This window comes from Gryllotalpicola daejeonensis (genome assembly GCF_039538145.1).
In the GTDB taxonomy this organism is placed as follows: Bacteria; Actinomycetota; Actinomycetes; order Actinomycetales; family Microbacteriaceae; genus Gryllotalpicola; species Gryllotalpicola daejeonensis.
The window spans coordinates 316158-332708 of sequence record NZ_BAABBV010000002.1 but is presented as its reverse complement, the minus strand read 5'-3'; the positions used below and the strand labels follow the sequence as shown (position 1 = coordinate 332708).

The following is a 16551-nucleotide window of genomic DNA, read 5'->3' as shown; positions in this document are numbered from 1 at the left end:
CAGGCTACGTTCGGGCGCGAAGCGGTCGATAGCCTGGTGTGGCTTTGCTGACGTGACGATGCGAGGAGCAGCCCGGATGTTTGTGCGGATCGACAACACCCCCCGCGACTACGCCTGGGGCTCGCTGACGGCGATCGCGCGGCTGCTCGGCCGCGCCCCGTCGGGGGATCCGGAGGCGGAGCTGTGGCTGGGGGCGCACCCCGGCTCGCCGGCGCGCATCGACGGGGCATCCCCGGCCCCCGATCTCGCTGCGTGGATCGCGGCCGACCCGCAGACCGTACTCGGCAGCGACCTCGTCGCCGCCGATCAGGCGGCGGGAATCGCGCCGCGCCTGCCGTTCCTGCTCAAGGTGCTGGCTGCGGGAGCGCCGCTGTCGCTGCAGGCGCACCCGTCGCCCGAGCAGGCAGCCGAGGGCTTCGCGCGCGAGAACGCCGCGGGCATTCCGCTGGACGCGCCGCACCGCAATTACAAGGACGCCTTCCACAAGCCCGAGATGCTGTTCGCGCTCTCCGATGCGTTCCATGCGCTGTGCGGATTCCGCAGCAGGGCCGCGATCGCCAGCGATCTCGCCCGGCTGATCCAAGCGGCGCAGGGGGCGGAAGATGTCGACCAGCTCAATCCGGCGGCGGCGTCAGGACTGCTCGCGGCATTCGCGCACCGCCTCGCCGCTGCGGCCGACGACGGCGCCGCCCTGCGCGACGCCGTGACGTGGCTGCTCACGGGCGGCGGCGAGGTCGACGAGCTCGTGCACGAGACGGTGCGCGCCGCGCGCCTCGTGCTCGCCGAGTGCGGCGCCGACGACTTCGAGAGCGTCGACGCGCTCGACCCGGCCCTGCTGCCGTTCGAGACGGTGATCTCTCTCAACGACGCGTACCCCGGCGAGGCCGGCGTCGTGATCTCGCTGCTGCTCAACCGGGTGAGGCTCGTGCGCGGGCAGGCGCTGTACATGCCGGCCGGGAACATTCATATGTATCTGTCGGGGCTCGGCATCGAGCTGATGGCGGCGAGCGACAATGTCCTGCGGGGCGGCTTCACCCCGAAGCACATCGATGTGCCGGAGCTCGGCCGCGTTCTCGACTTCACCCCGTTGCCGGCGCCGCTGATCGAGCCGAGTGAGCCGGCGCCGGGCATCGAGGTTTTCCGCCCCGACGTGCCGGACTTCGCGCTGGTGCACGCGGTGCTCGATGGGGGTGCCGGCGGAACCAGCATCCGTCTCTCTGCTCCCGCGATCGCCTTCGCGACGGAAGGTACGCTCGAACTCGCAGGGCGCTCGGGCGGCGTCGTGCTCGCCCGCGGGCAGTCCGTCTTCATCACCCCGGACGAGCAGCAGCTCACGCTCACAGGAGCGGGGGAGCTGTTCCTCGCCACCACCGGCGCAGGCATCGTGGCCTAGAACCGTCGGTCTAACCCAGCCCGGGTGCGACCGATTCGGGTGTGACCCCCAATGGGGGGTAGACATCGCTTCATTCCGATCTCGCAAATTCTGGGACACGCGACACGCCCGGGCACCGCGAGCGATCTGTCTGCCCCTAATATTCGCGACTTGACGCGGGGTGAATTACACGGGTGTAATTGGTCGAGCGCCAAAGCGGCGCGACCGGCGATTGGGCGGTTCCGAGGGGTCGGGGCCGTGGTGGGGAAAGGGGAGTTCGATGACTGATGCTTATCGCTCCGCGGTGCCGGACGACTGGTTTGTCGATCCTGTACGACTTGGTGTGCCCGGCGTCCGCCGGGCCGACGTCGATGAAGACGAGAACGCCCTCGCTTGGCAGTCAGACGCGCTGTGCGCGCAGACCGACCCTGAGGCGTTCTTCCCTGAGAAGGGCGGCTCGACCAGAGACGCCAAGAAGATCTGCACGTCGTGCGAGGTGCGCGCGCAGTGCCTCGAGTACGCGCTGCAGAACGACGAGCGCTTCGGCATCTGGGGCGGTCTGTCCGAGCGCGAGCGCCGCAAGCTCCGTCGGCGCGCAGGCTAGATCCACCGCGCTCCCAGGTTTCGTGACGCGCCTACGGCGCTGCCGAAACCGGCCGCGGTAGCTACCTAGGCTGACCGCGATGCTTCAGACAGTCACCGCCATCATCGTCGTCCGCCAAGGGGCGGCGCGTGTGCAGCGCACACTGGAGTCGCTGCGAGCACAAACCCGCCGTCCCGATTCCGTCGTCGTGATCGAGACCGGCTCGAATGGCGACGTCACCCCCGCGGTCGCCGCGTTCGTGCCGACCCAGCACCTCGCCACCAAAGAGAAGCTGACCTTCCCCGCCGCCGTCGCCGCTGCGGTGCGCGCCGTCGAGCCGCCGGTGCACGCGCAGCAGTGGCTGTGGCTGCTCGCCCAAGACACCGCACCCGAGCCGGAGGCTCTCGAGCAGCTGCTCGCCGTCGGCGAGGTCTCGCCGTCTGTCGCCGTCGCCGGCCCCAAGCTCGTCGAATGGGACGACCGCACGCGGCTGCGCGGCTTCGGGGTGACCATGACCCACTTCGGCGCGACGGTGCCGCTCGTCGACGACGAACTCGACCAGGGCCAGCACGACGGCGCCTCCGACGTGCTCGGCGTGCACGAGGCCGGGATGCTGGTGCGCCACGAGGTGTTCAACGCGATCGGCGGCCTCGACCCCGCTCTTCCGGTCGTCGACGGCGGCCTCGACTTCTGCGTGCGCGCCCGTCTCGCCGGCCATCGCGTCGTGGTCGCCCCCGGCGCGCGCGTGGCGATCGGCGGCGACGGAGTCGTCGGCCCGCGCCTCTCGCAGCGCACCGGCGCCGAGCGCGTCAGCCACCGCCAGCGCCGGGTCGCGCAGCTGCACCGCAGGCTCGCCTACGCCCCGGCTGCCGCGCTCGTGCTGCACTGGCTCTCACTCGTTCCCCTCGGCGTCGCGCGGGCGATCGGCTGGCTCGTGGGCAAGCGCCCCGGGGCCGTCGGCGGCGAGCTCGCCGCGGCGTTCCAAGTCGCGTTCGCCGACAGCCACCTCGCCGCCGCGCGCCGCAACGTCTCGAAGTCGAAGCGCGCGGGCTGGGCCGTCGTCGCTCCGCTGCGGCTGCCGGCTTCCGAGCTGAGGCGACGACGGATGCTGTCGCGCGAGGCCGCCCTCAACGCGGCGCACGGCGAGTGGCGCGAACTCGACTTCTTCGGGTCGGGCGGCGGCTGGGTGTTCGTGGCCACGCTTGCGGCATCCGTCGCCATCGGCGTCCGCCTGCTCGGTGCAAGTGTCCTCGGGGGCGGCGGGCTGCTGCCGCTGAACACCTCCGTCGGGCAGCTGTGGAGCGGCATCGGCTGGGGCTTCCGTGATGTGGGCGTCGGATTCATCGGGCCGAGCGATCCCTTCCAGGCGGTGCTCGCGCTGCTCGGCTCGCTGACGTTCTGGAACCCGTCCTTCTCGATCGTGCTGCTGTGGTTCGCCGCGATGCCGCTGGCGGCGATCGGCGCGTGGCTGCTCGCCGCGCGATTCACCCGACGCGGAGGCATCCGCGCCGTCTTCGCCCTCGCCTGGGCGTTCGCTCCGCCTCTGCTCGCCGCGCTCTCCGCCGGCCGGCCGGCCGCCGTGCTCGCGCACGTGCTGCTTCCCTGGCTGGTCTTCGCTGCCGTGACGGCCCGTCGCTCGTGGTCCGCGGCCGGCGCGACCGCACTGCTCGCCGCGGGCGTTGCGGCCTGCGCGCCGTCTTTGATTCCCGCACTCGCGGTCGCGTGGCTCGTGTGGACCGCTGCGAGCGGCCGCAGTGTCTTCCGGGCGCTCTTCGTTCCCCTGCCCGCGATCGCGCTGTTCCTGCCGCTCGCGCTGACGCAGATCGGGGCGGGGCATCCGCTGCGCATCTTCGCCGACCCCGGCGTTCCCGTGCCGAGCGACGCCGCCTCGACGTGGCAGCTGCTGCTCGGGTTCCCGGGCGGGGCCACGAGCGGCTGGCACCACCTCGCCGACGCGCTCGGCTGGTCTCCGTCTGCGATGACGATCGTGCTGATCGTGCTGATCGCGCCCCTGGCCGTGCTCGCACTGCTCGCGCTGTTCCTGCGCCCTACGGTGCGCGCCGCAGGGGCACTGCTCGGCGCCTTCCTCGGTCTCGCGACCGCCGCGATCTGCTCGCAGAGCGCGCTGCAGGTCTCCGGCGAGCACACGGTCGGCCTGTGGGCGGGGTCGGGTCTCAGCCTCTACTGGCTCGGCCTCACGGGCGCTGCGCTGTGCGCGCTCGCGGGCCTCGGCCGCTTCTCGGTCGGGCCGTCGTGGGTCGCCGGCATCGGCGCGCTCGCGGCCATCGTGCCGCTCGCCCTCAGCGGGGTGCTCGGCTCGTCGCCTGTGCGCGCCAACCCGAGTGGCCAACTGCCCGCGTACGTCATGGCGGAAGCGTCGACCCAGCCGCGCACGGCGACTCTCGTCGTGACGCCTGGCGAGCCCGGCACGATCACGGCCGGCATCGTGCACGGCACCGGCGAGACGCTCGACCGGCAGAGCACGCTCGCGTCGACCGACGCGAGCCTCTCGCCGAGCAGCTCGGAGCTCGCGCGCCTCGCGGTGAACCTCGTCTCGCGCAGCGGCTTCGACGCCTCTGACGACCTGACGCGCTTCGGGATCGGATTCATGTTCCTCAACACCGGCTCCGCGCCCGACGTGAGCCAGCAGGCGTTCAGCAGTCGGGCCGAGACCGCGCTCGACGGCAATGCGCTGCTCGCGCGCGTCGGCGCCACGTCGACCGGCACGCTGTGGAGCACCACCAAGGACATCGCCCCCGTGCCGCTGCCCGACAACCCGGGCGGTTGGCGCCAGCCGCTCATCGTGCTGATGCTCGCCGTGGTCTTCGGCGTGTTCGCGCTGCTCGCGGTGCCGATCGGGAACACGGCTGCGCCGCGGCGACGGATGCGTCGGCCGAAGGACGGCGCGGGGGTGCCCGCTGAGGCCGTGGCTGGAGAAGACGCGCAGGCCGAGGCATCCGATGAGCCCGTCCTCGACGACGAGAGCACGCAGGAGCCCGACGTGGACCGTGAACCCGCCTACGCCGCCGCCGGCGGCTACGACGAGGAGGCCTAGCCCATGACTGAGCAGACCAACCGCCGGGCATCGCTGACCCGCGCCGGGGTGCGCGTGCTCGCCGGCGCCGCCGGGATCGCCGCCAGCGTCGTCGTCGTGACCGCGGTGACCACGCTGCCGCTGCCGAGCTCGCAGGCGCACGCCGTCTCGCGCTCCGTCACTCCGGTGCCGGCGACGGCGACCGCCGCCTGCCCGGGGCCCCTGCTGCAGCTCGGCTCGGATGCGTCGACGTCCGCGATCTCCGCTCTGTCCACCCCGCAGGTGGTCTCAGGCGGCGCCGGAGCGAAACCGGATGCCGTCGACCTGAGCACCACGAACGTGAACCCCGGGGGCGCTGCGCCCCGGGCGTATCGACAGCCTGCGACCGACGGAGGCAAGGAGCCCCTGGTCGCCGCCGCGCAGACCGTGACCGAGAAGACCGCAGAGGTGAGCGGCACCGCGGCCGCGAACTGCGTGCAGCCCGACTTCGACCAGTGGCTCGTCGGCGGCGCGACGTCGCTCGGCGCCACCACGCTCGTCATCCTCGACAACCCGGGCGACGTCAGCGCGACCGTCGCGGTCCAGCCGTATTCCGAGCAGGGCCTCGCCGAGGCGGCCGGTGGCACGGGCATCGTCGTGAAGCCGCACAGCCAGCGCGTCGTGCCGCTGGCCGGCCTCGTGCCGAACGCGAGCGCGACCGTCGTCCACGTCACGAGCACCGGCGGCACGGTGAGCGCGCAGCTGCAGGAATCCGAGGTGTCCGGCGTCACGCCGCAGGGGGTCGAGTGGGTCGGGCCGACCGCGGCGCCCGCGAAGAAGCTCGTGATCCCCGGCGCGCTGTTCGACGGCACCGCCCTGTCTGCCGCGACCGCGACGGACTCGGGCGATGGCGGGGTGCCGGTCCTCCGGGTGCTTCCCGTCGGCACGAAGGATGCCAAGTTGTCGATCGGTGTGAAGCCCGCGAGCGGCAAGGGCGCCGGCACCGCGCTGACCGCCAGCGTCGGGCACGGCGTCGTCTCCGAGGTCCCTCTTGAGAAGGCCGGCAAGGGCACCTACACGATCACGGTCGACAGCAGCGAGCCCATCGTCGCGTCGGTGCACACCTCGACCGTCGTCGCCAAGAAGGGCACCGACTTCACCTGGTATGCGGCGGCGACGCCGTTGAAGGGTGCCGCCGCGATCCCGATCGGCGGCGGGAACGCCACGCTGCACCTGACCAACACGTCGAGCGACGCGGTCACGCTGACGCTCGAGGGGAAGCAGTCGTCGACGATCACGGTGCCCGCCAACGGCTCGGCGTCGCACGCCTTCACGAAGCCCGACGTGCTCCGCGTTCCGGACGCGAAGGGAGTGGTCGCGTCGGTGACCTTCGCCAGCCCCGGGCAGCTTGCGGCATACGTCGCGTATCCGACGAGCGCGAGCGCGTCGGCGCTCACCGTCTACAAGCGCTGACGGCCGGAGCCGGCCCGGCTCCGACTCAGAAGTGGCGGAAGCGGTCGGGGGCGAGGTCCCACGGGTCCTTGCCGAGGTACTCGGCGACTGCACGGTAGACGCAGCTCTCGATCAGCATCCGCTTGTGCAGTTCGTCGTTGCGGTGCAGCTTCGCGAGGCGCTCGATCGGCACGCGGAAGAGCGTGATGCGGCCGCGCACCGTGTCGACCGCCCAGCGCTCGACGTCCTCGGCGCCGAGGGCGCCCGCAGGCGCCGCGGCGATCTCGAAGCGGACGTCTGCCAAGGCATCCGGCCATAGGCCCTTCAGGTAGTCGGCACACGAGGCGACCGCCATCTCGAAGAAGTCGATACGGCCCTGCAGCATCGGCAGGTGCGGCCCCGTGACCGGCCCGCGCACGCCGCGCCGCCCGTGGCGGTTCAGTCGCTTCGGGGGAGTGGGCTGCACCTCTCGGCGTCGGGATCGGGGCATGCAGGAATCCTATGTCCGCGCGGGGTTCTCGGAGCGTCGGCGGCCGGCGTCGGAGGCCGGGCGTAGTCTCGATTCATGCTCGACCGCCAGTGCTCCAAATCGACCTGTCAGCGCGAGGCGGTCGCCACCCTGACGTACGTGTACGCCGACTCGATGGCCGTCGTCGGTCCGCTCGCGCCCGAGCGCTCGCCCCACGGTTTCGATCTGTGCGCCGACCACGCCGACCGCCTCTCGGCCCCACAGGGCTGGCGCGTGGTGCGTCACCAGACTCTCGGCACCGGCCGCTGAGCTGAGCCGCCGGCCGGCGCGCGGGGCGCGACTCGGCGGCGTGCGTTCAGCGATCCGGGAAGGCGTTCGGGCGGCGGGCGAGGGTCGGTGTCAGCGCCGCGAGCCGACGTGCCTCGGCGTCGAGGGCGCGCGCCTCACGCAGCCGGCGCACGGCCGAGACCGCCCAGAGGAGCGTGACCGGGTCAGCCGCGGGAAGCGGGTGCACGAAGGGCGCCACCTCGGCGGCGAGCTCAGCGCCGAGACCTGCCCGGGCCGCAGGGGACAGGTGCTGCTGCTGAGCCAGGAAGGCGCTCACCCGGCGGGCGAGCGAATCCGGCAGCGCGGCGACGTCGGCGAGCTGCGCCCAGCCCGCCAGGTGCGGCGGCACGGCGAGGAACGACGGCGTGAGGCGCGGCACGCGCTCGTGCTGCGCGTAGGTCCCGGCGAGCAGATCGCCGATGCGCTTCGAGCGGCCGTTGAGCAGCGCGACGATCACGGCGAGCCCGCCAAGCGTCAGGTAGATCTCGACGACGCCCGCGAGCGCACGGACGAAGGCATGACGGATGCCTGCCGCGCCGCCGTCGTCCCGCACGATGCGGGTGCCCGCGGCGAAGCGGCCGGCTGAGCGGCCGTGTGAGGCGACCTCCCAGATGATCGGATAGGCGAGGAACGCCAGCACGACCGACACGATCGCAAGCGCGGCCTGCGCCGCGTCGTCGAGGTGCGAGCCGAGCGCCGCCATGATGGTCAGCAGCAGGATCAGCACCCCGACAGAGCACGCCAGGTCGATGAATCCGGACAGGGCTCGCCACAGGAATCCCGCAGGCCGCACCGCCAGCGCGACCGCCTCGCCGGTGACGATCGCATCGGGTCCGTCGGCGTCGCGCAGGCCACCCGGGCCGCGACGATCGGCGGCGGTGGAGATGACGGTCGGCGAACCTGCGGCCATGGCTATCATCAAAGCACGATGGACCTCGATGCCTATACGGCCGCCCACCGTGGCGAGTGGGAACGGCTCGACCACCTCGCCTCACGGCGCGTGCTCACGGGCCGCGAGGCCGACGAGCTGATCGAGCTGTTCCAGACCGGCTCCGCGCAGCTGTCGACCATCGCGTCGACCGCGGGCGAGAGCGCCGCGGGCGAGCGGCTGTCGGTGTCGCTCTCGCGAGCGCGGCTGCGGTTCACCGGGGCGTCCGACAACCCGCTGCGCGCCGTGCCGCGCTTCTTCGTCTTCCACCTGCCTGCCGCGCTCTACCGGCTGCGCTGGCCGACGCTCGCCATCGCGTTCGCGACGGTCGCCATCGCCGTACTGCTTGCGAGCTGGATCAACGGCGACCACGCGGTGCTCGCCGCCCTCGGCAAGCAGACCGACCTCAAGCAGCTCGTGAACAGCGACTTCGTGGACTACTACCGCGAGAACCCGGCGGCGAGCTTCACCGGCCAGGTGTGGACCAATAACGCGTGGGTCGCGGCGCAGTCCATCGCGTTCGGCATCACGGGCATCTACCCCGCGGTCGTGATCATCCAGAACGCCGTCAATGTCGGTATCGACGCGGCGGCCATGTTCGCCTTCGGCAAGGGCGACGTGTTCTTCTCGTACGTGCTGCCCCACGGCATGCTCGAGCTCACCTCGGTGTTCGTGGCGGCGGCGGCCGGATTCCGCATCTTCTGGGCATGGGTCGCCCCCGGGCCGCGCACCCGCTCGCGGGCGCTCGCCGAAGAGGGCCGCGCCCTGTTCATCGTGGCGATCGGGCTCACGATCTCGCTCTTCGTCTCGGGCATCATCGAGGGGTTCGTCACGCCGTCGCACCTGCCCGTGTGGGCCAAGCTGCTGATCGGCGCCGTGGCGCTGCTCGCCTTCCTCGCGTACCTGCTCGTGGTCGGCGGCCGCGCCGCGCGGGCGGGCGAGACCGGCGACCTCGACGAGGTCGATCGCGGCGCGACGCAGCTGGTCGCGGGGTGACGAGCGATGACGTGACGGATGCCGGGCCGGCGGCACCCGTGACGGGAAGCGTCTGGCGCAACCGCAACTTCCAGCGGCTCTGGGTCGGCGAGAGCCTCAGCCAGCTCGGCGAGAACCTCGGCACGCTTGCGATCCCGGTCATCGCGGTGGTGATGCTGCGCGCGACCGCGCAGGAGGTCGGCTATCTGACCGCGGCCCAGCAGCTCGCCTTCCTCGTGATCGGGCTGCCCGTCGGCGCCTGGGTCGACCGCATGCGCAAGCGCCGGGTGATGATCACCGCAGATGCCGTGCGGGCGGCGGCTCTGCTGACGATTCCCGCCGCGTGGCTGTTCGGCGCGCTGCACATCTGGCAGCTCTACGCGGTCGCGGCGATCGTCGGCGGCGCCACCGTGTTCTTCGACGTGACCTATCAGAGCATCGTGCCTCGGCTCGTCGTCTCCGATCACGTGGCGCCGGCGAACTCCGGGCTCGAGACCAGCGCGCAGGTGGCCCGCGTCGGCGGACCTGCGCTGTCCGGTGCGCTGCTGGCCGTCGTGAAGGCACCGCTGCTGCTGTTCGCGACGGCGCTCGGCTACCTCGCCTCGATGATCGCGGTGGCGACCATCAGGGACGACGAGCCGAAGCGCGAAGCATCCGATCACACCTCGCTCTTCACCGAGATCGGCGAGGGCCTGCGTTTCGTCTTCACGCACAGTCTGCTCACGCGCATCACGATCAACACGGGTGCGACGAACCTCTTCGAAGGGCTCATGACCACGCTCGTTCCGCTGTTCGTGCTGCGCGAGCTGCACCTCACGCCGACGGTGTTCGGCGTGATCGAGGGCATCGGAGCGGCGGGTGGCATCCTCGGGGCGGTGACCACGCCGTGGCTGATGCGTCGCGTCGGCGAGGGCTCGTTGATCGTGTGGAGCTCGCTCGGCTCCGCGCTCGGAGGCATCGTGTTCATGCTCGCGGCGGTGCTCCCCGCCGCGTCGATCCCGTTCCTCATCGGCGGCATGTTCGTGTTCAGCTTCACGGTGCTGAACTACAACATCGCGCAGGTGTCGTTCCGTCAGCGACTGTGCCCGCCGCGACTGCTCGGGCGCATGAACGCGTCGATCCGCTTCGTCGTCTGGGGCGTGACGCCCATCGCGGCGGCGGTCGCGGGGTGGCTCGGCGGCGGGTTCGGCGTGGTGCCGACGATGTGGTTGGGGGTCGTGCTCGCGGCGCTCGCGACGATCGCGGTGCTGGTGTTCTCGCCGCTGCGCACGATGAAGAAGCTGCCGCACACGCTCGAGGCCGCCGAGGCGAGCTGACGGGCCGGGTTACAGCTGGCCGGCGGCCTTGAGGCCGAGGTACGCGTCGGTCACGGCGGGCGGCAGGCCCTCTGGGGTGCCCGTCACGACGTGCGCGCCGAGGCGCCGCACGGCATCGGCGAGCCGCGCGGTGTCGAGCAGCGCGCGCTCGGCGGCCGCCGCCCGATAGACCTCGGCGCGGTCGTCGAGGTCGCGCGTGGCCTCGGCGACGTCCGGATCGATGACGGATGCCACAAGCACCGTGTGCTTCGCCGTGAGCTGCCCGAGCACCGACAGCAGCCCCTGCGCCGCCCCGATCGAGTCGAGCGAGGTGAGCAGCACCACGAGGGAACGCTGGGTGGTCAGCGCGCGCACCTGCGCCGGGATCGCGCGCCAGTCCATCTCGATGAGCTCGGGGTGAACGGATGCCAGGGCGTCGACCTCCCTGCCGAGAAGCTCCGCCCCCGAGGCTCCGTGCACGCGAGCCCGAACACGGCGGTCGTACGCGAGCAGGTCGATGCGGTCGCCGGCGCGGTCGGCGATGACGGACAGCAGCAGGCTCGCCTCGATCGCCGTGTCGAGGCGCGGCTCGTCGCCGATTCGTGCGGCCGACGTGCGGCTCGAGTCGACCACGATGACGATGCGGCGGTCGCGCTCGGGGCGCCAGGTGCGCACGACGAGGCGTGGGGTCGTCGCGACGGCGGCTGCACCCGCCGCGCCGCCGCCCGTCGACTCGGCCGCAGGCCGCAGGGAGACCGCATCCGTGCGCCGGGCCGTAGCACGCCAATCAATGGAGCGCACGTCGTCGCCGCGCACGTACTCCCGCAGCGAGTCGAACTCGGTGCCCTGCCCGCGGATCATCACCGCCGTGCGCCCGTCGAGCTCGCGCAGCCGGGCGAGCCGCGAGGGCACGTGCTTCCTCGAGAGGAACGGCGGCAGCACGCGGACGCGCCCGGGCAGTGCCAGCACCCCCTGCCGGGCGGCGAGGCCGAGCGGGCCGACGGAGCGCACGGTCACCTGCTGCACCCAGCGCTCGCCGCGGCGGGTCGGCGTGAGCGTGAGCGTGACGGCCCGGCGCTCGCCGGCGGGAACCGCAGTGCGCTGCCGGGTGGTCGAGGCCCCGGCCGAGGGCTGCCAGGCGTCGCGGATCGTCGCGCGAAGCATCCGTCGGCCCTGATTGCCGATCACGAGACGCGAGGCGACCGACTCGCCCAGCCGCACGCGCCCGGGAACGTCGCGCGCGAGGGTCAGCGTGCGCGGCGAAGCCGCGATCCAGACGTCGACGGCGGCGAGCAGCGCGCACAGCACGACCCACGTGGCAAGCACGCCCCAGGCGGCACCGAGGGTGTTGCCGAGCAGCACGAGCGGCACGGCGCCGACGGCGACGACGATCGCGAAGCGCCCGGTCAGTGCCATCGCGACCCCCGACGCCCGCGCCGAGCAGTGCCGAAACGCGGGTCGCGCTGAGCGCACCCGACCTTTCGGCACCTCTCATCGAACGGCTGCGCCACTAGATCGGCACCTGCACCTGCTGCAGGATCGACTGCAGGATCGCGTCGGCCGTCACCTGCTCGAGCTCGGCCTCCGGCCGCAGCTGGATACGGTGGCGCCACACCGACACGGCCATCGCCTTGACGTGATCGGGCGTGATCGCGTCGTAGCCCGACAGCCACGCCCACGCCTTCGCGGCGGCGAGCAGTGCCGTCGCGCCGCGCGGGCTCACGCCGAGTCGCACCGACGGCGAGAGGCGCGTCGCACGCGCGAGGTCGACGATGTAGCCGAGCACGTCGTCCCGTGCACCCACCCGCGTGACGGCGGCGCGCGCCGCCGCGATCTCGGCCGCGCCGACCACCGCGGTCACGCCGGCCGCCTCGAGCGCCCGCGGGTCGAAGCCGCCCGAGTGGCGCCGCAGCACCTCGAGCTCGGTGTCGCGCTCAGGCAGCGGCAGCGTGACCTTGAGCAGGAAGCGGTCGAGCTGCGCCTCGGGCAGCGGGTAGGTGCCCTCGTATTCGATCGGGTTCTGCGTCGCCGCCACGATGAACGGGTGCGGCAGCTGGTGCGAGACGCCGTCGATCGAGACCTGGCGCTCCTCCATCGCCTCGAGCAGCGCCGACTGGGTCTTCGGCGGCGTGCGGTTGATCTCGTCCGCCAGCAGGATGTTCGTGAACACCGGCCCCTCGCGGAACTCGAACTTCGCGCTCGCCGGGTCGAACACGACCGAGCCGGTGACATCGCCCGGCATCAGGTCGGGCGTGAACTGCACGCGCTTGGTGTCGAGCGCGAGCGCGGTCGAGAGCGCGCGCACGAGCAGGGTCTTCGCGACGCCGGGCACGCCCTCGAGCAGCACGTGGCCGTTCGCGAGCAGGGCGATGATGAGCCCGCTGACGGCGCCGCCCTGGCCGACCACCGCCTTGCCCACCTCGTCGCGCACACGCCCGAAGGCGTGCCTGAGCTGGTCGTCTTCCGCTGTCATCTAGCTCTTCCTGATCGTTGTCGATGGGGTGACGGATTCCTCCACTGCGGCGACCCGTCGGGAGAGGTCCATGAGTTCTGCATCGGTGCGCGGCACGGCGTCGAGCAGCACGGCGCGCACCTCGCCGGGGTCGAGCCTCGCCTGGGCGGCGACGGCGGCGCAGACATCCGTCACCGTCGCCCCAGAACCCAGCCCGACGGACTTCGCGAGCCGCCCGACGGCGCCCATGCGCAGGGCGTCGAGCGCGCTGAGCCTGGCGTCGGAGCGCTGATAGAGCCGGGCGCGGCCCTCGAGCGACTCGCTCGCACGCACGACCACCGGCAGATCCTCGACGACGAGCGGTCCGAAGCGGCGCCCCCGCCAGATCGCCGCAGCGACGGCGACCAGCGCCGCGAGCAGAATGAGCGGCGTGACCCACGGGGGAGTGAGGTCGGCGATCGTCTTGGGTCCGCTGACGCCGAGGTCGGCGAAGCTCGGCGTGTACCAGATCAGCACCTTCGTGCCGCCGAGCAGCCGGATGGCCTGCCCCGCGTTGTCGCTCTCGATGATGTGCTCGTTCTCGAGCACGGTGGGGGTGCTGATGACGGCGACGTCGCGCCCGGTCGCCCGCATCGCCTTCTCGGTGCTCTTGGCCGGGTCGATCAGCACCGTGCGCGCGTCGAGCCGGTCGTCGGCTGCGAGCTTCGCCGGCGCGAGGAATCCGTTCGGGTCGAAGAGCGCGATCGTCAGGTCGTCGGGCGCCACTCCGGCGGCGGCGCGGCCCGCCTGGTCGAGGCTCGAGGCGGCGCGCACGTCGACGCCGTGGTCGCGCAGCACCGAGACGAGGGCCTTTGCGCCCGTCGGCGTCGCGCTGTCGGGGTCGAGGGCGGGGCGCTGCTGCGCGGACTGGCCCGCGATCAGCACTCCGAGAATCGCGACGACCACGATGATCGCGCCGATGATGAACCGGCCGCGCGACGCGCGCAGGCGCTGGCGGAGCGTGGGAGTGAGGACGGGGGCGGATGCCTGACCGGCACGCGCCTGCGAGGCATCCGGCCCTGTCGTTGTGGTCGTCATTGCGCGACCGCCTCAGCGTTCGCCGCGAACTGAGGGGTCGCGCGTCGCAGCCGCTCATCGAGCGCGCGCAGGCGCTCGTGCGCCGCGCCGTCCTGAGGGCGGCCGAGATAGCGCGCGCCGTCGAAAGTGTCGGCCGCGTCGCGCAGGGGCGCGCCCTCCGCGGGGAAGACGACGGATGCCTCGAGCGCGACCTCGTGCGCCGTGGTGCCCGGCCGCACGGAGATCACCGTGCGCTCGGCCAGCGACGCCGCGATCGCGCGGAAGCGCTCGAGCACCGCGAGCGACCAGTCGCCCTGCGCCGCGGCGCGGTCGGCCGCCGCGCGTAGCTCGTCGGCCGTGCGGGTGTCGGCCACCTCGCCGCCGAGGCGGTCGGCGCTGCGGCGACGGTTCAGCCGGGGCCGCCCGTAGCGCAGGAACGCGAGGACGATGATCACGAGCACGATCGCGGCGAGGATCACCGCGAGCCACAAGCCCGACGGGCCGCCCACGCCCTTGACGTGCAGCGAGCCGAACCACTCGGCGATGCGCTGGCTCACCAGGTCGAACCAGTTGGGCCGCGCAGAGGCGTACTCGGGCTTGCTCAGCTCATTCGTGAGCCAGCGCCGGGCGGTGTCGTCGTCGGGCGTGAGCGGCGGGCCGCTGACCCCTGCGGTGAAGCTCACCACGCCTGGGGCGGGTAGGGCGGCTGCGGCGGGCCGTACTGCGGCGGCGCGGCGAACGGCGGCGTCGTGAACTGCGGTGTCGCGAACGGATCGCCGAGCGGGCGCCCGGCCTGCCGGTCTTCGACGAAGCGCGTCAGCACGAGGTCGAGGCCCTCGCGGCGCATCCGCTGATCGATGTAGACGACGGCGCCCGTGGCGGACTGGATGACGTTCGTGATCGCCCCAACGACGAGCGAGAACAGCATCAGGGCGCCGTACGAGACGGCGGCGATCACGAGCGAAGCGGTGTCGACGCCGGTCAGCGACGACGGCGTGCCGGTGGGGAACGCGGCACTGAACGCGAACTCGAAGACGAACGAGATCGGCGTGCTGACGATCTGGGTCGCGACCGCGCAGATCATGATCACGAGGATCTGCGACCCGAAGACGCGCCAGAAGCCGCCGCGGCTGAGGCGCCACGAGCGGGCGATGGCGGCGCGGATTCCGAGCCGCTCGAGCATGATGGCGGATGCCGCAAGCGAGGTCTTGCCCCACAGCCAGGCCCACAGCACCGCGAACCCCGCGCCGCCGACCAGTCCGACGAGGACGCCGACGGCGATGAGGGCGCCGCCCCCGCCGCCGCCCTGCGTCGCCCCCGGGATCACGATCGCGGCCACGATGCCGCCGAGCACGGCGAGGCCGACGAGCAGCGCGAGCCCCACGAGCACGATGAAGCCGGCGAGAGCCCAGCGGCGCCCGCGGGTCGCGTGCCAGAGCTGGGCCGCGCGCGGCTTGTGGCCAAGCACGCCGTTCGCGACGTCGATGACGACGATGCCCTGCAGCACGCCGCCGGCGAGCACGCTGAGCGCGACCGTGATGAGCGCGGCGAGGATGACGGCGGCGATGCCGCCCGCCATGACGGCGTCTCTGTCGGCGTCGCTCGCCTGGGCGGTGCGGTAGATGAGCCACGCCGTCGCGCCGCCCACGATCAACAGCGACCCGAGCAGGACGATCACCTGGATCAGAATCGCGGCTCCGAACAGGGCGCCGGTGTTGCGGCGCAGCACCTGGAACGGCGTGCCGAGCAGCTGGCCGAAGGTCAAGGGCCGCAGGGGAATCAGGCCGGGCTTCGGCGGTGGCGACCAGGCGGGCGCAGCCCCGTACTGGGGTGGCCGCCAGGCGGTCTGATCGCTCATAACCAGTACCCTAGAGAACCAGGAGCCCGGAGACCCGAATTCTCCGGCGTGATCTGGGGACAAATGACCACACGAATCCTGGTTGTCGACGACGACACCGCGCTGGCGGAGATGATCGGCATCGTCCTGCGCAGCGAAGGCTTCGACCCGGTGTTCTGCGCCGACGGCGCCCAGGCGGTCGATGCCTTCCGGCAGTCGAATCCTGATCTCGTGCTGCTCGACCTGATGCTGCCCGGCCTCGACGGCATCGAGGTGGCCGAGCGCATCCGCGCGGCATCCGGCGTGCCCATCATCATGCTGACGGCCAAGTCCGACACGGCAGACGTGGTGCGCGGCCTCGAGTCGGGCGCCGACGACTACATGGTGAAGCCCTTCAACCCGAAAGAGCTGGTCGCCCGAGTGCGCGCCCGTCTGCGGCCGTCGAACGCCGGCGCGACGACCCCTTCGGTGTCAGTCGGCGACCTCGTGATCGACGTGGCGGCGCACGAGGTGCGCCGCGGCGACACCCGGATCAACCTCACGCCACTCGAGTTCGATCTGCTGCTCGCGCTCGCGAACAAGCCGCAGCAGGTGTTCACGCGCGAGATGCTGCTCGAGCAGGTCTGGGGCTACCACTACAAGGCAGACACCCGGCTCGTGAACGTGCACGTGCAGCGCCTGCGCGCGAAGGTCGAGCACGACCCCGACAACCCGCGCATCGTGCAGACCGTGCGCGGCGTCGGCTACCGCGCGGGCGCGACGGCTTAGAGCGCCTGGGTGCGTTCGCCGAGC

Annotated in this window: 15 protein-coding genes; 8 read left to right on the top strand and 7 right to left on the bottom strand. The window is 72.2% G+C overall.

Annotated elements, in window-relative coordinates:
• Positions 1 to 76 precede the first annotated feature (76 nt).
• The 4 genes from manA (at position 77) to ABD736_RS14500 (ending at position 6441) form a co-directional block, all read left to right on the top strand.
• On the top strand, positions 77 to 1393 hold the full coding sequence (gene manA / locus ABD736_RS14515) for a mannose-6-phosphate isomerase, class I (RefSeq protein ID WP_344792580.1): 1317 nt from the start codon (positions 77 to 79) through the stop codon (positions 1391 to 1393).
• Positions 1394 to 1652: 259 nt separating this feature from the next.
• Positions 1653 to 1976: a WhiB family transcriptional regulator gene (locus tag ABD736_RS14510; protein ID WP_120789821.1), complete on the top strand. Its 324-nt coding sequence runs from the start codon at positions 1653 to 1655 to the stop codon at positions 1974 to 1976.
• A gap of 79 nt (positions 1977 to 2055) precedes the next feature.
• Positions 2056 to 5010, top strand: coding sequence for a glycosyltransferase (locus ABD736_RS14505; RefSeq protein ID WP_344792579.1), 2955 nt, complete (start codon positions 2056 to 2058; stop codon positions 5008 to 5010).
• Between the two features lie 3 nt (positions 5011 to 5013).
• Positions 5014 to 6441, top strand: a complete 1428-nt coding sequence (locus tag ABD736_RS14500) for a DUF5719 family protein (RefSeq protein WP_344792578.1) — start codon at positions 5014 to 5016, stop codon at positions 6439 to 6441.
• A gap of 25 nt (positions 6442 to 6466) precedes the next feature.
• Here the strand turns inward: ABD736_RS14500 and ABD736_RS14495 are convergent, their stop codons facing one another.
• The gene (locus ABD736_RS14495; protein WP_344792577.1) at positions 6467 to 6910 is read right to left on the bottom strand and encodes a metallopeptidase family protein; all 444 of its coding nucleotides are present in this window, start codon (positions 6908 to 6910) and stop codon (positions 6467 to 6469) included.
• A gap of 75 nt (positions 6911 to 6985) precedes the next feature.
• On the opposite strand from ABD736_RS14495, the gene ABD736_RS14490 reads away from it, so the two are divergent.
• Positions 6986 to 7198, top strand: a complete 213-nt coding sequence (locus ABD736_RS14490; protein ID WP_344792576.1) for a DUF3499 family protein — start codon at positions 6986 to 6988, stop codon at positions 7196 to 7198.
• Between the two features lie 46 nt (positions 7199 to 7244).
• On the opposite strand, the gene ABD736_RS14485 is transcribed toward ABD736_RS14490, so the two are convergent.
• Positions 7245 to 8126, bottom strand: a complete 882-nt coding sequence (locus ABD736_RS14485) for an RDD family protein (protein ID WP_344792575.1) — start codon at positions 8124 to 8126, stop codon at positions 7245 to 7247.
• 18 nt (positions 8127 to 8144) lie between these two features.
• Between ABD736_RS14485 and ABD736_RS14480 the strand changes: the two genes are divergently transcribed.
• Together ABD736_RS14480 and ABD736_RS14475 are read left to right on the top strand one after the other, a co-directional pair.
• Entirely contained in the window at positions 8145 to 9140 is a 996-nt protein-coding gene (locus ABD736_RS14480; RefSeq protein WP_344792574.1) for a stage II sporulation protein M, read from the top strand.
• Positions 9137 to 10435, top strand: coding sequence for an MFS transporter (locus tag ABD736_RS14475; protein WP_344792573.1), 1299 nt, complete (start codon positions 9137 to 9139; stop codon positions 10433 to 10435). Before ABD736_RS14480 ends, ABD736_RS14475 begins: the two co-directional genes overlap by 4 nt.
• A 9-nt stretch (positions 10436 to 10444) precedes the next feature.
• On the opposite strand, the gene ABD736_RS14470 is transcribed toward ABD736_RS14475, so the two are convergent.
• The 5 genes from ABD736_RS14470 to ABD736_RS14450 all read right to left on the bottom strand — a co-directional run bounded on the left by ABD736_RS14470 (position 10445) and on the right by ABD736_RS14450 (position 15780).
• Complete coding sequence (locus tag ABD736_RS14470) at positions 10445 to 11830, bottom strand: DUF58 domain-containing protein (protein ID WP_344792572.1); 1386 nt, start codon at positions 11828 to 11830, stop codon at positions 10445 to 10447.
• Positions 11831 to 11924: 94 nt separating this feature from the next.
• Positions 11925 to 12887: an AAA family ATPase gene (locus ABD736_RS14465; protein ID WP_344792571.1), complete on the bottom strand. Its 963-nt coding sequence runs from the start codon at positions 12885 to 12887 to the stop codon at positions 11925 to 11927.
• Complete coding sequence (locus ABD736_RS14460) at positions 12888 to 13943, bottom strand: DUF4350 domain-containing protein (protein ID WP_344792570.1); 1056 nt, start codon at positions 13941 to 13943, stop codon at positions 12888 to 12890. It lies immediately after the preceding gene.
• Positions 13940 to 14608 carry a DUF4129 domain-containing protein gene (locus tag ABD736_RS14455; protein WP_344792569.1) on the bottom strand — a complete coding sequence of 223 codons (669 nt, stop codon included), beginning with the start codon at positions 14606 to 14608 and terminating at the stop codon, positions 13940 to 13942. The genes ABD736_RS14460 and ABD736_RS14455 overlap by 4 nt, the downstream gene beginning before the upstream one ends.
• Positions 14602 to 15780 (bottom strand): hypothetical protein, encoded by a 1179-nt coding sequence (locus ABD736_RS14450; protein WP_344792568.1) that lies wholly within the window; start codon positions 15778 to 15780, stop codon positions 14602 to 14604. Before ABD736_RS14450 ends, ABD736_RS14455 begins: the two co-directional genes overlap by 7 nt.
• Before the next feature lie 63 nt (positions 15781 to 15843).
• Between ABD736_RS14450 and mtrA the strand changes: the two genes are divergently transcribed.
• A complete protein-coding gene (gene mtrA / locus ABD736_RS14445) occupies positions 15844 to 16527 on the top strand; it encodes an MtrAB system response regulator MtrA (protein ID WP_344792567.1) in 684 nt (227 codons plus the stop codon).
• Positions 16528 to 16551 lie beyond the last annotated feature (24 nt).

What these genes read in the sequence shown, in the direction of transcription:
- manA (WP_344792580.1), top strand. Translation starts at nt 77, where the DNA reads ATGTTTGTGCGGATCGACAACACCCCCCGCGACTACGCCTGGGGCTCG.
- ABD736_RS14510 (WP_120789821.1), top strand. Translation starts at nt 1,653, where the DNA reads ATGACTGATGCTTATCGCTCCGCGGTGCCGGACGACTGGTTTGTCGAT.
- ABD736_RS14505 (WP_344792579.1), top strand. Translation starts at nt 2,056, where the DNA reads ATGCTTCAGACAGTCACCGCCATCATCGTCGTCCGCCAAGGGGCGGCG.
- ABD736_RS14500 (WP_344792578.1), top strand. Translation starts at nt 5,014, where the DNA reads ATGACTGAGCAGACCAACCGCCGGGCATCGCTGACCCGCGCCGGGGTG.
- ABD736_RS14495 (WP_344792577.1), bottom strand. Translation starts at nt 6,910, where the DNA reads ATGCCCCGATCCCGACGCCGAGAGGTGCAGCCCACTCCCCCGAAGCGA.
- ABD736_RS14490 (WP_344792576.1), top strand. Translation starts at nt 6,986, where the DNA reads ATGCTCGACCGCCAGTGCTCCAAATCGACCTGTCAGCGCGAGGCGGTC.
- ABD736_RS14485 (WP_344792575.1), bottom strand. Translation starts at nt 8,126, where the DNA reads ATGGCCGCAGGTTCGCCGACCGTCATCTCCACCGCCGCCGATCGTCGC.
- ABD736_RS14480 (WP_344792574.1), top strand. Translation starts at nt 8,145, where the DNA reads ATGGACCTCGATGCCTATACGGCCGCCCACCGTGGCGAGTGGGAACGG.
- ABD736_RS14470 (WP_344792572.1), bottom strand. Translation starts at nt 11,830, where the DNA reads ATGGCACTGACCGGGCGCTTCGCGATCGTCGTCGCCGTCGGCGCCGTG.
- ABD736_RS14465 (WP_344792571.1), bottom strand. Translation starts at nt 12,887, where the DNA reads ATGACAGCGGAAGACGACCAGCTCAGGCACGCCTTCGGGCGTGTGCGC.
- ABD736_RS14460 (WP_344792570.1), bottom strand. Translation starts at nt 13,943, where the DNA reads ATGACGACCACAACGACAGGGCCGGATGCCTCGCAGGCGCGTGCCGGT.
- ABD736_RS14450 (WP_344792568.1), bottom strand. Translation starts at nt 15,780, where the DNA reads ATGAGCGATCAGACCGCCTGGCGGCCACCCCAGTACGGGGCTGCGCCC.
- mtrA (WP_344792567.1), top strand. Translation starts at nt 15,844, where the DNA reads ATGACCACACGAATCCTGGTTGTCGACGACGACACCGCGCTGGCGGAG.